13 protein-coding genes and 1 pseudogene are annotated in these 14,153 nt (G+C 64.0%); 10 read left to right on the top strand and 4 right to left on the bottom strand.

Features of this window, described 5'->3' with window-relative positions:
• Positions 1-210: hypothetical protein (locus ACTG4K_RS09885; protein WP_439114020.1), on the bottom strand; the 210-nt coding region annotated here is incomplete at its 3' end.
• Between the two features lie 156 nt (positions 211-366).
• Here ACTG4K_RS09885 and ACTG4K_RS09880 point away from each other — a divergent pair.
• The 9 genes and pseudogenes from ACTG4K_RS09880 to galE all read left to right on the top strand — a co-directional run.
• Positions 367-999, top strand: a pseudogene (locus tag ACTG4K_RS09880) (UDP binding domain-containing protein); the annotation flags it as partial.
• Positions 1,000-1,191: 192 nt separating this feature from the next.
• Positions 1,192-2,439, top strand: coding sequence for a glycosyltransferase family 2 protein (locus tag ACTG4K_RS09875; RefSeq protein ID WP_439114019.1), 1,248 nt, complete (start codon positions 1,192-1,194; stop codon positions 2,437-2,439).
• 20 nt (positions 2,440-2,459) lie between these two features.
• Entirely contained in the window at positions 2,460-3,032 is a 573-nt protein-coding gene (locus ACTG4K_RS09870) for a class I SAM-dependent methyltransferase (RefSeq protein WP_439114018.1), read from the top strand.
• A 27-nt stretch (positions 3,033-3,059) separates the two neighbouring features.
• Complete coding sequence (locus ACTG4K_RS09865; RefSeq protein WP_439114017.1) at positions 3,060-4,499, top strand: glycosyltransferase; 1,440 nt, start codon at positions 3,060-3,062, stop codon at positions 4,497-4,499.
• Positions 4,493-6,745 carry a capsular polysaccharide biosynthesis protein gene (locus ACTG4K_RS09860; protein WP_439114016.1) on the top strand — a complete coding sequence of 751 codons (2,253 nt, stop codon included), beginning with the start codon at positions 4,493-4,495 and terminating at the stop codon, positions 6,743-6,745. Before ACTG4K_RS09865 ends, ACTG4K_RS09860 begins: the two co-directional genes overlap by 7 nt.
• 79 nt (positions 6,746-6,824) lie before the next feature.
• Positions 6,825-8,111: a capsule biosynthesis protein gene (locus ACTG4K_RS09855; RefSeq protein WP_439114015.1), complete on the top strand. Its 1,287-nt coding sequence runs from the start codon at positions 6,825-6,827 to the stop codon at positions 8,109-8,111.
• A gap of 159 nt (positions 8,112-8,270) precedes the next feature.
• Positions 8,271-8,453, top strand: a complete 183-nt coding sequence (locus ACTG4K_RS09850; protein WP_439114014.1) for a hypothetical protein — start codon at positions 8,271-8,273, stop codon at positions 8,451-8,453.
• A 35-nt stretch (positions 8,454-8,488) separates the two neighbouring features.
• Positions 8,489-9,166 carry a hypothetical protein gene (locus tag ACTG4K_RS09845; protein WP_439114013.1) on the top strand — a complete coding sequence of 226 codons (678 nt, stop codon included), beginning with the start codon at positions 8,489-8,491 and terminating at the stop codon, positions 9,164-9,166.
• Positions 9,167-9,356: 190 nt separating this feature from the next.
• Positions 9,357-10,391: a UDP-glucose 4-epimerase GalE gene (galE, locus tag ACTG4K_RS09840; RefSeq protein WP_439114012.1), complete on the top strand. Its 1,035-nt coding sequence runs from the start codon at positions 9,357-9,359 to the stop codon at positions 10,389-10,391.
• A gap of 163 nt (positions 10,392-10,554) precedes the next feature.
• On the opposite strand, the gene ACTG4K_RS09835 is transcribed toward galE, so the two are convergent.
• Both ACTG4K_RS09835 and xdhC read right to left on the bottom strand, forming a co-directional pair.
• Positions 10,555-11,751 (bottom strand): urate hydroxylase PuuD, encoded by a 1,197-nt coding sequence (locus tag ACTG4K_RS09835; protein WP_439114011.1) that lies wholly within the window; start codon positions 11,749-11,751, stop codon positions 10,555-10,557.
• A gap of 196 nt (positions 11,752-11,947) precedes the next feature.
• Complete coding sequence (gene xdhC / locus ACTG4K_RS09830; RefSeq protein ID WP_439114010.1) at positions 11,948-12,772, bottom strand: xanthine dehydrogenase accessory protein XdhC; 825 nt, start codon at positions 12,770-12,772, stop codon at positions 11,948-11,950.
• A gap of 206 nt (positions 12,773-12,978) precedes the next feature.
• Between xdhC and ACTG4K_RS09825 the strand changes: the two genes are divergently transcribed.
• Complete coding sequence (locus tag ACTG4K_RS09825) at positions 12,979-13,542, top strand: hypothetical protein (RefSeq protein WP_439114039.1); 564 nt, start codon at positions 12,979-12,981, stop codon at positions 13,540-13,542.
• 243 nt (positions 13,543-13,785) lie between these two features.
• Here the strand turns inward: ACTG4K_RS09825 and uraH are convergent, their stop codons facing one another.
• Positions 13,786-14,139 (bottom strand): hydroxyisourate hydrolase, encoded by a 354-nt coding sequence (gene uraH / locus ACTG4K_RS09820; protein ID WP_439114009.1) that lies wholly within the window; start codon positions 14,137-14,139, stop codon positions 13,786-13,788.
• Between the last annotated feature and the right edge of the window lie 14 nt (positions 14,140-14,153).

Below are 14,153 nucleotides of genomic sequence, written 5' to 3'. Positions count from 1 at the left end.
CATGACGGAGGGGCGGGTGTGGTTTCCGGGGAAGGTGTGGGTGCGGATGGATTGCCGCACTTCGCTCGCCATGACGGAGGGGCGGGTGTGGTTTCCGGGGAAGGTGTGGGTGCGGATGGGTTGCCGCGCTTCGCTCGCCATGACGGAGGGGCGGGTGTGGTTTCCGGGGAAGGTGTGGGTGCGGATGGATTGCCGCGCTTCGCTCGCCATGACGGGGGGGCGGGTGCGGTTTCTGGGGAAGGTGTGGGAGCGGATGGATTGCCGCGCTTCGCTCGCCATGACGGGAGTGAGGCCAATGACGGCGGCAGCAACGAAACGGCTGCAGCGGCTGTGGTGTTTGCCAACATGCTGCGCAGCGCTTCGCTAAAGCCAGACGTGCAGGTGCTGCTGACGCACAACACGGAGGCCGAAGCCATCAAACTGTTTGCCAACACGTTTTTGGCCATGCGGGTGGCTTATTTCAACGAGCTGGACACCTACGCCGCTGTGCATGGGCTAGACACGCGGCAGATTATTGACGGTGTGTGCCTGGACCCTCGGGTGGGCAACCACTACAACAACCCGAGCTTTGGCTACGGCGGCTATTGCCTGCCCAAAGACACCAAGCAGATGCTGGCCAACTACGCCGATGTGCCGCAAAACCTGATGCGCGCCATTGTGGAAGCGAACGCAACGCGCAAAGACTTTGTGGCCGACGAGGTGTTGCGCCGCAACCCGAAGGTGGTGGGCATTTACCGGCTGATCATGAAGGCGGGCAGCGACAACTTTCGGGCCAGTTCGGTGCAGGGCATCATGAAGCGCCTGAAGGCCAAGGGGGTTGACGTGATCGTGTACGAGCCGGTGTTGAAAGAGCCGGCGTTTTTTAGGTCGCGGGTGGTGAACGACCTGGCGGCTTTCAAGGCGCAGGCGAGCGTGATTGTGGCCAACCGGCTGACGGACGACCTGGCCGATGTGGTGGACAAGGTGTACACCCGGGATTTGTTTGGCGGCGACGCCTGACGGGGCTTGTGGCTTGGGCCGGGTGGGGTTTGGGGGGGGTGAAGGATGATGGGTGTTGGGCCTCCAGCTGGTGCCCGCCGCTCACCCCTTGCCTCAACGGACGGCCCTCACCCCAGCCCTCTCCCGCTTGCGGGAGAGGGGGTAAGAGATACGCAGATAAGCAGTCGGTTTGTTTTTTTTTGAGTTTTCAGCATGAACGCACCCAGCATTTTCAGCATTGCCAACCAGTATTTTGTGAGCCAGGCCTATGAAAAGGCCTATGTGCTTTACGACATGCTGGCCAAGCTGTACCCGGCGTTTGAGCCTTACAAAACCAACCGCGAGGTGATAAAGCCGCTGCTGGCGGGCAACAAGATTGCCGTGCCGCGCAAGCTGGTTTACCGCGCGTTGCACGCGGCCCACTTTTTGGCGGCAGACGGGCACCAGGCGCAGGCGGTGTGGAGCCTGGGGGTGGCGCAAGAAAGCCCTGAAGCGTTGATGGGCCAGGCCAATGCCACGGCCCAAAAAGCGTCGGCCGAATGGCTGCAGGCGGTGAACGGGTATTTGGCGGGCCACGGGGTGGCGCAGCTGGCGGTGGCCCCGCCGCCAGAAGCACACGGCGAAACCCATGGCCTGGTGTTGCACCAGCTGCAGCCGGCCAGCCCGGCGCCGGGCGCAGCGTGCCCGGCGGGCTCGGGGCCGCTGGTCACGGTCATGATGTCTTGCTACAACGCTGAAAAAACGCTGGCTTATGCGGTGCGTTCGGTGCTGGCGCAAACGCATGGCAACTTTGAGCTGTACATCGTGAACGACAACAGCACCGACGGCTCGGCCGCGCTGGCCGAACAGCTGGCGGCGCTGGACCCGCGCATAAAAACCCTGCACAACGCGAGCAACCAGGGCACTTATGTTTCACGCAACACGGTGTTTGCGCAGTGCAAGGGGCGCTATTTCACCACCCTGGACGCCGACGACCTGGCCCTGCCCGACCGCCTGGCCCGCCAGGTGGCGGCACTGGAAGCCAACCCGGCATGGGTGGGCACGCTGGGCAACTGGGTGCGCATGACGCCAAGTGGCGACTTTGTGTTTAAAAACTGGACGGCTTCTTACCTGCACGAAGCGGTGGCCACGCTGATGCTGCGGCGTGAAGTGGTTTTGGAGACGATTGGCTACTGGGACAGCGTGCGCTATGCCGCAGACACGGAGTTTCACCACCGGCTGATGAAGCACTTTGGGGCCGAGGCTGTACACAAAATGGAACAGCCGCTGTGTTTTGCGCTGTACCACCCAGACAGCCTGACCATGAACAAGCAAACGGGGATTTCAGAAGAAACGGGTTTGTCTGAGTCGCGCCGGGCTTACCGCGAAGCCTGGAAGCACTGGCACAAAGTGAACAAGAAAACACGGATGGAGTTTCCAGCGCGCTACCGCCCGTTTGACGCACCGCTGGAAATGCAATAACCCAACCAAATACCCATTTCATGAGCAACAACGCCTATTGGCTCAAGCGCCAAAACAGCATTTACATCTTCAGCATCAAGCAAATCGTGCGGGTGCTGGGTGAGCACGCCAAGTCCATCGTGGACGTGGGTTCCAACGGTTGCCCTTACCTCGACTGGTTTGACTGGATTCCCGAGCGCTGTTCGCTGGACTTGCGCAAGCCCTACGAAGCCAAGGGCGTAACGTCCATCAAGGCCGACTTTTTAAAGCACAACTTTGAGAAAAAGTTTGACGTGTTGACCTGCTTGCAGGTGGTGGAACACGTGCCCGATGCAGGCGCGTTTTGCAAGAAGCTGCTGCAAACAGCCAACGTGTTGATTGTTTCGGTGCCCTACCAATGGAAGGCGGGGCAAACCAAGGGGCACATTCACGACCCGATCAACCTGGAAAAGATGAACGGATGGTTTGGCCGCGAGCCCAATTACCACATCATCATTCAAGAGGTGGAGTCGTCTGCAAGGCGGCTGGTGTGCGTGTACGACCCGCGCTCGACGCTGAAATGGCGCAGCGTGAAGGGCTTTGAAGCCGCTGCGCTGGCAAACGCTTCGGCATAAGGGGGCTGGGGCAGCGTGCGAGGCAGTTTGGGTTTTTACAGGTATTTGGCGCAGTCGCGGTTTGCAGAGGCGCTGGCCCAGCTGCACCCTGAAGCATGGCCGCGCACCGGCTGGCAGCAGGCCGCTTGCTACCGCCTGGGCATGTATGCCACGGTGGCGCAAAGTGCCTGGGACGGCAAGCACTTGCAGGGCGGCATGGGGGTGGCGGTTTCGCTGGCGGGGTGTGGGCGGCACGACGAGGCCACCGACGTGGTGCGCCGCCTGCTGCTGCGCCACGGGCCGGGGCATTACCAAACGGTGCTGGCTGACGCGCTGGCGCCTTTTATGCCGGCCCTGGCGCTGCCGCTGGTGAACCACGGGCACGCGCCGCAGGCGCTGCGCGCCGCGCTGCTGCTGCGCACGGGCGCCAAAGACGAGGCCGCCCACCGCATTGAAGCCGCGCTGGCGGCCCACCAAGAGCGCCCCAGCCCCGAGCTGCATTTGCTGGCCACCAACGCGCTAGAGGGTTCGCCAGCGCAAGAGCTGGCGCGCATGAACGCTTTTTTGGCGCGCTTTTCACTGCCGGCGCTGGCGCTGCGCAACCCCGACCTTCCACCCGGCACCACCAACCTGGTGGCGGCCGAGGCGCCAGCGGTGGCAGACGGACCGCTGGTGAGCGTGGTGATGACGGCTTACAACACGGCTGGGCGCATAGGCGCGGCGCTGGCGGGGCTGCTGGCGCAAAGCTGGCGCAACCTGGAGGTGGTGGTGGTGGACGACTGCAGCACCGACGGCACGGCCGACGTGGTACGCGCGCTGGCCGAGCAGGACCCGCGGGTGAAATACCTGCGCCTGGCGTGCAATGCGGGCACCTATGTGGCCAAGACGGTGGGGCTGCACCGGGCGGCGGGTGGGTTTGTCACATGCCACGACTCGGACGACTGGTCGCACCCGCTGCGCATTGAACGGCAAATGCGCCCGCTGCTGGAAAACCGGCGCCTGGTGGCCAGCACCTCGCAGTGGGTGCGCATTGAAGACGACGGCACGTATTACGCGCGGCCGGTACACCCGCTTTCGCGGCTCAACCCGGCTTCGCCGCTGTTTCGGCGCCAAGAGGTGCTGGCCCGCGCGGGCCTGTGGGACGCGGTGCGCACCGGGGCCGACAGCGAGTTTCACAGCCGGCTGCGGCTGGTGTTTGGGCGGCAGGCGGTTTACCGGCTGGCGCAGCCGCTGGCCTTTGGCGCGCACCGCGCCGACTCGCTGATGAACGCCGCCGACACGGGCTACAGCGTGGCGGGCCTTTCGCCGCAGCGGCTGGCTTACTGGGAAGGCTGGACGCGCTGGCACATTGGCGAACTGCACGCAGGCCGCAAACCCATGATGCCAGCCATGGGCGCGCAAAGCGGCCACGCAGCCGAAGGCTTGCCCGGCACGCGGGTGCCGCAAGAAGCGGTGCGGGCTTGCCTTGAAGCGGCGGGCCTGTGCTGAAAGCCCAGCCCACGGGCGGGGTCACCGAGCTGCTTTGCACGTCAGACGCGGTGCATGGTCTGCATGGCCTGGGCGCCATGCTGCAGGCGCGGGTGCTGCGGGCAAGCCGGCTGGCCGCTTGGGTGCGGCAGCCCACCCGCGCAGGCCAGGCGGTGGTGGCCTGGGGCCGCAAACCCAGCGCCACCCACGCCGAAGCGATAGCCACCCGCCAAGGCTTGCCGCTGCTGCGCCTTGAAGACGGCTTTTTGCGGTCGTTTGGCACCGGGCAGCACTTCGCCCCGCTTTCGCTGGTGGTGGACAAAGTGGGCATTTACTACGACAGCACCCGGCCCAGCGCGCTAGAGGCTTTGCTGGCGTCTGGTGTGGATGTGTTGGACGGCTTGGCAGACGACGTGGCTCGGGCCAAGGCGCTGCTGCTGGCGCACAGGCTGAGCAAGTACAACCATGCGCAGCACTGGGTGGGGGAGCTGGCTGAGTGGCTGGGTGAAGAGCCCCCATCCCTGCCTTCCCCCAAAGGGGGAAGGAGTGAAGCCGGGGAGCGTGGTGTGCAGCGTGTGCTGGTGGTTGACCAGACGGCTGGCGACCTGAGCGTGGCGCTGGGCGGAGCCAACGCAGACACGTTTGCCGCCATGCTGGCAGCGGCCCGCGCTGAAAACCCGCAGGCCACGGTGTATGTGAAGACCCACCCGGAGGTGACTTCGGGGCGCAAGGGCGGTTACCTGACGGCTGTGCAAGATACCGATGCTGGCGGTGAGGCCCATGGGCCGCGCACGGTGGTGCTGCGCCAGGCCATCAACCCGCTGAGCCTTATTAAGCAGATGGACCGGGTGTATGTGGTCACCTCCACCATGGGGTTTGAAGCCTTGCTGGCAGGCAAACGGGTCACCTGTTTTGGCTTGCCGTGGTACGCCGGCTGGGGCGCCACCGACGACCGACAAAGCTGCCCCCGGCGCAACCGGCTGCGCACGGTGGACGAGCTGTTTGCTGCGGCCTACTTTCACTACACCCGCTACCTGAACCCGGCCACACACGAGCGCGGGAACATTTTTGATGTGATGGACTGGCTGGTGCGGCAGCGGAACATGGCAGGGCTGGCCAGTGGACAGCAAAACACCCACACGCCAAAGAGCGAAGCAGCGCCGAAACCCACGGGGCGGGTGGTGTGTGTGGGTTTTGCGTTGTGGCGGCGCTACAACCTGGCGCCGCTGCTGTCGCTGTTTCCTGAGCGGGTGCATTTTGTGCGGCATGCGCGGGCGGCTGCCCGACTGGGCTTGGGCGCTGGCGACGCGCTGGTGTGCTGGGGTGGCTTGGCGCCTGCGGGTGTGCAGGCGCTGGCGCAACACACCGGCGCGCAGTTGCTGCGCATGGAAGACGGCTTTGTGCGGGGCGTGGGGCTGGGCTCGGACCTGATACGGCCGCTCTCGCTGGTGCTGGACGGCCGGGGCATTTACTTCAACCCGTCGCAGCCTTCAGACCTGGAACACCTGCTGAGCACGGCGCAGTTCACCCCCGACGAGCTGGCCCGGGCGCAGCGGGTGCGTGAAACGGTGGTGGCCCACGGCATCACCAAATACAACCTGGAGCCCCGGGAGCCTGTGGCTTGGCACACGCAGGGGCGCCAGGTGGTGCTGGTGCCCGGGCAGGTGGAAGACGATGCGTCTGTTCGGCTGGGCTGCACGGGGGTGAAAACCAACCTGGGTTTGCTGCAGGCCGCGCGCAGAGCCTGCCCTGAAGCTTTCATTGTGTACAAGCCGCACCCGGACGTGGTGAGTGGCAACCGGCGGGGTACGCTGGCCCTGGCTGCTGCACGGGCGTGGGCGGACCATGTGGAGACCGGGCACTCGGTGGTGAGCTGCATTGAGGCTTGCGACGAGCTGCACACCATGACGTCGCTGGCGGGGTTTGACGCTTTGCTGCGCGGCAAGCGGGTGGTGGTGTATGGCCAGCCGTTTTACGCGGGCTGGGGGCTGACGCAAGACGTGGCTGGCGCACCGGCGCTTTTAAACAGACGCAGGCAAGCCCTGAGCCTGGACGAGCTGGTGGCCGGGGCGCTGCTGCGCTACCCGCTGTACTGGGACTGGGCATTGCGCGGCTACACCACCTGCGAGGCGGTGTTGCACCAAGTGGTCAAAACGCGCACAGCGCTGGAGCGCAGCGGGGAACTGCAGCTTTTACGCAACGGATGGCTGCGCCGGCAGTGTCGAAAACTGGGTGTGCTGGCCAGGGCGGTGTGGAACAGCCTGTGACACTTATTTTTCACACTTGTGGGGGTCGGCCTGTTGATCAGTTCCTATTGATGCAGCGCAACAGGCAAAATTGCGTTTCATGATTTCGATGGGTTTTCAGTCTTTCAAGGGTAAACGGGTCTTGCTGCTGCAAGGCCCGGTTGGGCCGTTTTTTGCCCATCTGGCCGCCGACTTGACCGAAGCCGGGGCCACGGTTCACAAGGTGAACTTTCACGCGGGTGATGTGTTTTTTTACCCGCGCAACGCCATCGCGTTCAACCGGCCCATGGCCGAATGGCCCCAGTTTTTTGCCGACCTGCTGGACCAGCTGCACATTGACACGGTGCTGCTGTTTGGCGACTGCCGCACCATTCACTCACAGGCACACGCGGTGGCTTTCAGCCGCGGGCTCGAGGTGGGTGTGTTTGAAGAGGGTTACTTGCGACCAAGGCACATCACGCTGGAACGGCATGGGGTCAACGGCCATTCGGAGCTGCCGCGCTCGCCGCTGTATTACCTGAACCAGCCCGAAACGCCCGATGTGCCCGAACAAGACGTGGGCAACACGTTTTGGCCCATGGTGTGGTGGGGGTTTTGGTATTTTCTGGCCGGTGCGCTGGGCCGGCCCTGGTTTGCGCACTACCAGCACCACCGCAAGCTGACCTGGCTGGAGGCCTGGCCGTGGGTGCTTTCGGCCGGGCGCAAGCGCTGGTACCAGTGGCAAGAACGCAAGGCCTTGCCCGAGCTGCTCAGCCGCTGGAGCGGGCGGTTTTTCATTGTGCCGCTGCAGGTGCACAACGACGCGCAGATCAAGGTGCACTCCAAATTTGACGGCGTGCCCGATTTCATTGAACAAACGATGCGGTCGTTTGCAGCGCATGCGCCGCAAGACACGGCGCTGGTCATCAAGCACCACCCGCTGGACCGGGGCTACACCCATTACCAAAGCGCGATTGCGCAGTGGGCCACCGCGCTGGGCTTGCAGGGCCGCTGCTGGTATGTGCACGACCAGCACCTGCCCACCCTGCTCAACCATGCGCGGGGCGTGGTGGTGATCAACAGCACGGTGGGCTTGCAGGCGCTGCGCCACGGCACGCCCACCAAGGCGGTGGGCGAGGCGGTCTACAACATGCAGGGCTTGTGCTTTCAAGGCACGCTGGACGATTTTTGGGTGGTGGCCCCAACCAAAAAGCCCAATGCGGCTTTGCTGCGGCGCTTTGTGCGGTATTTGAAAAACGTGAACCAGATCAACGGCAGCTTTTACCGCCAGCTGCCCGGCACCGGCTTCAAGAGCGGTGTGGCCTGGCCGGTGCGCGAGCGCTTCAGCGTGCCTGCAGAGCTGGGTGAATCGGTGCCGGTGGCGCTTGAGGTGAAGGCCAAGGCCTGAAGAGCCCTTTCTGCAACATTTCACGGCGGGTTGAGATGGCAGGGTTAACCGTGTCGCAAGCCTCTGTCTTGTTACATCAGGGGTTCAACATGACGATCACCGCCAAACTCTTGATTAGCGGGCGCAGCCAGGCCATGCAGGCTGCCTGCGAAGCTCGGTTTGCAAGCCCAAGAATTGCGCATTAAGCAAATTGGGCATGCGCTCTGGCTTCAACCGCAAACCGTGCCTGGCGCCAACATGGGCGAATGGCTGCAAGACTTTTGCGCCAGTACCGTACCCCTGCCACCCGACTTTTTGGCAGACCAGCAAGATGCACCGCCGCAAGACCGGGACTGGAGCTGAGCACAACCCATGCGACGCACACTGAACACCAAACTGTGCAGCTGTATCTTGCGCCGCCAGACGAAAACCGGCGGGGTGGCGACATTGACCTGCTGATAGAAACCCAGTTGAGCGATCCGGCCCGTATTGCAGCAGGACACACGCGCGTTTTTTGTCACTCGTGTACGAGCGTAGACACGGAAATTGTGCAGATTGACCGGGTCTTTCACACGGGCGCAGACCCCATGGAGCGCATGGCCGCCCGCGCACTCTTTGCAGGCGATGTGGTTCCAGGCGCGCCGCATGTCTTGGTGGACAACGTCACCAACTTGGGGGGTACTCTGGCAAAATTGTCCCATTACAGACAGGTGTACGGCGGTGTGGTCAAAGGTGTGGTGGTGCTCGTGAACGCGGGCCGCAACCCGGCCTTGGTACCCGAACAGCGCTACATCCGGTTGATCAAGGAGAGATTCCATGACGAGTTCACAGAGGTCTTCGGCATTGACGCCGGCGCGCTCACAGCCAACGAAGCCAAGTACCTGGCTGACTTCAAATCAATTGACGCCATCAGGAATAGACTTGCTAAGGCAAAGCAAGAAATCGATCGCCGACTTCGTGCAAAGGGAATTGCCCCGGCGGTTGAAGCAACACCACCTGGGACACCCGGAGCAACCTCCAGCGATAGCGTAGGCCCGGCTGAGCCGGGCAATACGTTTGGTCAACGCCCTCTTTAACCGCACCGTTGCTGTAGAGCCCGGTGCGGTTTTCTTATAAGGCGCGGGCATCCTCTGGCAGAAAAGTAACGCCAGGCGGGTGGTCGGCACCTAAAGATCCAGCCCTGAGAAGTCTTCATTTCCGTTCGCCCTGAGCCTGTCGAAGGGCACGCTCCTAGCCACCCAAAAAGCCCAACCCCAAACAATCTCCATGAAAATTTTGCTTACCGGCGGTGCCGGCTACATTGGCAGCCACACGTTTGTGGCGCTGCGCGCGGCGGGGTTTGAGCCCGTCATTTTGGACAACTTTGCCAACAGCCACCCTGCGGTGCTGGAGCGGCTGGAGCGCATTACCGGCCAGCCGGTGCTGCTGGAGCGCGGCGACGTGCTGGACACGCCTTGGGTAGAAGCGGTGCTGCGCCGCCATCAGCCACTGGGCGTGGTGCACTTTGCGGGTGACAAGGCGGTGGGCGAAAGCGTGGCGCAGCCGCTGAAGTACTTTCACAACAACATAGGCGGCGCGGTGAGCTTGCTGCGCGCCATGGCGGCGGTGCACGCCGACGGCACAGCGCCGGCCGCGCCCACGCTGGTTTTTTCAAGCAGCGCCACGGTGTATGGCGACCCGGCTTCGGTGCCCATTACGGAAGACTTTCCGCGCAGCCACACCAACCCGTATGGCCACAGCAAGCTGGTGATTGAAGACATGCTGACGGCGCTGCGCACGGCCAGCCCGGTGTGGCGGGTGGGGGTGTTGCGCTATTTCAACCCGGTGGGCGCACACCCCAGCGGGCTCATCGGCGAAGACCCGGCCGGCATACCCAACAACCTCATGCCCTATGTGGCGCAGGTGGCGGTGGGCCAGCGGCCGAGCCTGAACGTGTACGGCAACGATTACGCCACGCCCGACGGCACCGGGGTGCGCGACTACATCCATGTGCAAGACCTGGCCGCTGGCCATGTGGCGGCGCTGCAGGCGCTGCTGGGCCAGGGCCAAAGCTTCACGGTGAACCTGGGCACGGGCCGGGGCAACAGCGTGCTGGAGGTGGTGAAGGCGTTTGAAGCCGCCAGCGGGCGCCCGGTGCCCTATGCGTTTGCCCCGCGCCGCGCGGGCGACGTGGCGCAGTGCTATGCAAACGCGACACTGGCCAAGCAGCTGCTGGGCTGGGAAGCACGCCACACGCTGGCCGAGATGTGTGCAGACGCCTGGCGCTGGCAGAGCGGCAACCCGAACGGCTACCGGGGGTGAGCGGGGGGTTGTGACTTCTGGATTGGGGGCGTGTAGTTCTGGCCCTGTGAAGCTTGAAAGCCCCCTCCCCCCGACCCTCGGCCGCTAAAGGCTGAGGAAGTGGGAGAAGAGGCAAACGGCGCCTGGTCAATGGGCCATGCCCCTAGGGCTCCCCGGGTGGGGTTCAATCCACCTTCGCGCCGCCCTTGAACCACTGCGCAAACAGGGCGCGCTCTTCCTCGGTGAGGCCGGTGGCGTTGTTCATGGGCATGAGCTTGGTGACCACGACTTGTTGGTACACGGTCTGGGCGTGTTGTTTCACGGCCTCGGGGGAGTCGAGCCGCACGTTTTTGGACGCAAGCGCCTCGCCGTGGCACATGACGCAGCGCTGTTCAATGATGGGCTTGAGCTGGGCGTAGCTCACGGTGTCGGGCACGGCCACGGCTTGCACGGGGGCGGGCCGCAGCCACACGATGAGCGCCAGCAACACGAACACACCCACCGCCGCATAAGGCCAGGGGTGGCTGTTGCGGCCGAGCTTGAAGCCGTGGCGCAGCACAAAAAACTGGCGAATGGCGGCGCCGGCGAACATCATGCCAATGAGGATGGCCCAGTTGTGTTCGTGGCTGTAGGTGAAGCTGTAGTGGTTGCTCAGCATGGAGAACAGCACGGGCAGCGTGAAGTAGGTGTTGTGCACGCTGCGCTGTTTGCCGCGCTTGCCGTGAATGGGGTCCACCGGGCGGCCGGCCTTGATGTCGGCCACCACGGTGCGCTGGCCGGGGATGATCCAGAAGAACACGTTGGCGCTCATGGCGGTGGCGATCATGGCGCCCACAATGAGGAAGGCGGCGCGCCCGGCAAACATTTGTGTGGCAGCGTAGGCGGCTATGCACACCAGCACCAGCACCAGTGCGCCCACCTTGGCGTCACCGTTTTTGCTTTGGCCCAGGGTGCGGCAAATGGCGTCGTACAAGAGCCAGAACACCACCAAAAAGGCGAGCGCGGCAGCAATGGCGCCGGCAGGGCTCCAGGCCATGACGTTGGGGTCGATCAAATAGACGCTGGGGCTCCAGAGGTAGGAGATGAAGAACAGCGCAAAGCCGGAGAGCCAGGTGGAATAGCTTTCCCAGTAAAACCAGTGCAGGTGACCGGGCAGCTTGGGCGGGGCGCCCGCGAATTTGACGGGGTGGTAGAAGCCGCCGCCGTGTACGGCCCAAAGCTCGCCGCTGACACCGTCTTTTTTGAGTTGTTCGTCTTCAGGCGGCGTGAGGCTGCTGTCGAGGAAGACGAAGTAGAACGAAGAGCCGATCCAGGCGATGGCGACGATGACGTGCAACCAGCGCAGCAGCAGGTTGGCCCAATCCAGCAGATATGTTTCCATGGCACCTCAACACAACGGGAAGCCCGTCAGGGTTTGCGACTCACCACCGCGGGCGCTCTGAGTCGGCTGAGGGCCGCGATTGAGTGTGTGGCAACACACCCGCTCCGCTGCGACCAGTATGGCCAAAGTGTATACAATTTCTGCAAACACTTGACACCGGGCAAACCCGAATAGGCCTGCGCTGGCACCCCACCGCTCAAACGGGCCCTGCGGCGGTGTGAAGCAACAACTGCGCCACCACAGACGCGGCGATGACGGCGGGCGCTTTGTCGGTGATGCCGGGCAAGCCAATGGGGCATGTGACGTGGGCCAGCTCTGCTTGGGTAAAGCCGCGCGCCTGCAAGCGGTGGCCAAAAGTGGCCCATTTGGTGCGGCTGCCAATGAGGCCCACAAACGGCAGGTCGCCGCGCTCGCGCTGGCGCTGCAGGCAGGCGGCCACCACGTCCAGGTCTTCGGCGTGCGAAAAGCTCATGACCAGCACCCGCGAGCCGGGCGCCAGGTGGCGCACGGCGGCGTGCACGGGGTCGGAATGCTCGGTGCTCACCTGGGGCGGTGTGTCAGGGGCAAACACGTCGTCGCGGCTGTCGACCCAGTGCACGGCAAACGGCAGCGGTGCCAGTGCCTTCACGATGGCATGCCCCACGTGCCCGCCACCAAACAGGGCCAGCGCAGCGAGGCGCGGTTGCAGCTGTTCACGTAGCCGGTCCGCATCCGCAGCGCCAACGGGTTCAAACCGCAGTTCGAGCGCGCCACCGCAGCACTGGCCAAGCCGGGGGCCCAGCACGGTGCGCTGCGTCCAGGGCACGCGGGCGCTGGACGCTTCAGCCAGGTGCTTGCGGGCTTGGCGCAGCGCGTCCCATTCAAGATGACCACCGCCGATGGTGCCAACGGTTGCGTGGGCAAACACGGCCATCCACGCGCCCTCTTCGCGCGGCACCGAGCCCTGGGTGTGCTGCACCATCACCAGCACCGCAGGCTCGCGGTGCAGCTGGGCCAGAAACGCGTTCAAGGAGTGCGCCATGGGACGGATGGAGGGGTTGGGTGTGGCAAAGACGCCAAGAAATGTGTGTAAAAACGTAAACGCGGTAAGAGCGACCAGTATCGGGGCGGCTTTGCGAATGGGGTTTCAGGAATCACAATACACTCGATTCGGTTATCGATATGGCCGCCCCAAAGCATCTGACCTGGGGCCTTTGCAGCGCAACAAAGGGACACCCCATGAGAGACATGCCCCCCGCTCCTCAACCGGCTTTGGCCAGCGCACCCCACATTCAGACCCCACCCCGCAGCCAGCGCTGGGCTTGGCTGGGCGTTGCAACGGCGGCCCTGTTGGCGGCTTGCGCCACGCCGCTGCCACCCGCACCAGCGCCCGCGCCACCTCCCCCGCCGGCACCCGCGCCCGCACCACCGCCGCCCGCAGCGGTGGTGCCCGCCCCCTCGCTGATTTCGCACGCCTCTACGGCCCGCGACTACCGCCAGGACGGCGCGAAGCACATCTACAAGCACAACGGCCACCGCATCCACAAGGGCCAGTTGCCACCACTGATGCACGCGGTGGGCGTGTTGCAGGTGGACCTGGACGGCCGGGGCAACGTGCGCAAACTCAACTGGATGCGCGCGCCCTCGCACGCACCCGACGTGATGCGCGAGATTGAGCGCACGGTGCATGCAGCGGCGCCGTTTCCAGCGCCGGTGCGCCTGGGCGCGGTGACCTACACCGACGTGTGGCTGTGGGACAAGAGCGGCAATTTCCAGCTGGACACCCTCACCGAGGGCCAACGCCTGCGCTGAACGCTCCAGCCACCCCATGCAAAAAGCCCGCTGACAAGCGGGCTTTTTCGTATGGACCAGCGCCCTCTGTGCCCTATTTCTCGACCGCTTGTGGGCGGGTTGGGGTGAGGTTTGGGGTGAGGGTTCTTCCAACGCCGATCCGGTGCAACGGGCCCCACCCAGGATGCGGTGGAACCGGCTTTGCCGGGCCACTTGCATCGCCCCTCAGGGGTGACGCGAAGCGGCGCGGGGAAAACAAAAAGCTCAGCTGCCCCGGTAAGTGGAATAGCTCCACGGACTGACCAGCAAGGGCACATGGTAGTGCTCGTGGGTGTGGGCCACACCAAAGTCGAGTGCCACGCGATTCAAAAAGTTGGGTTCGGGTAGGGTTACGCCGCGGCTGGCGAAATAGCCTTTCACGTCAAACACCAGGCGGTAGGTGCCGGCTTTCAAGCTGGCGTTGTCGTACAGCGGACCGTCTGGGTTGCGGCCGTCGCTGTTGAGTGTGAAGCGCTTCACCAGCGTGGCCGCATCGCCTTCGGTGGTGTAGAGCTCAACCGCCATGCCCGCCGCAGGGCAGCCGTGCATGGTGTCCAGAACGTGTGTACTCAATCCCATGGGGTTCTTTCAAA

The sequence above is a fragment of the Hydrogenophaga sp. genome (assembly GCF_965657535.1).
GTDB lineage: Bacteria > Pseudomonadota > Gammaproteobacteria > Burkholderiales > Burkholderiaceae_C > Hydrogenophaga.
This window is presented reverse-complemented; position numbering and strand designations above follow the sequence as displayed.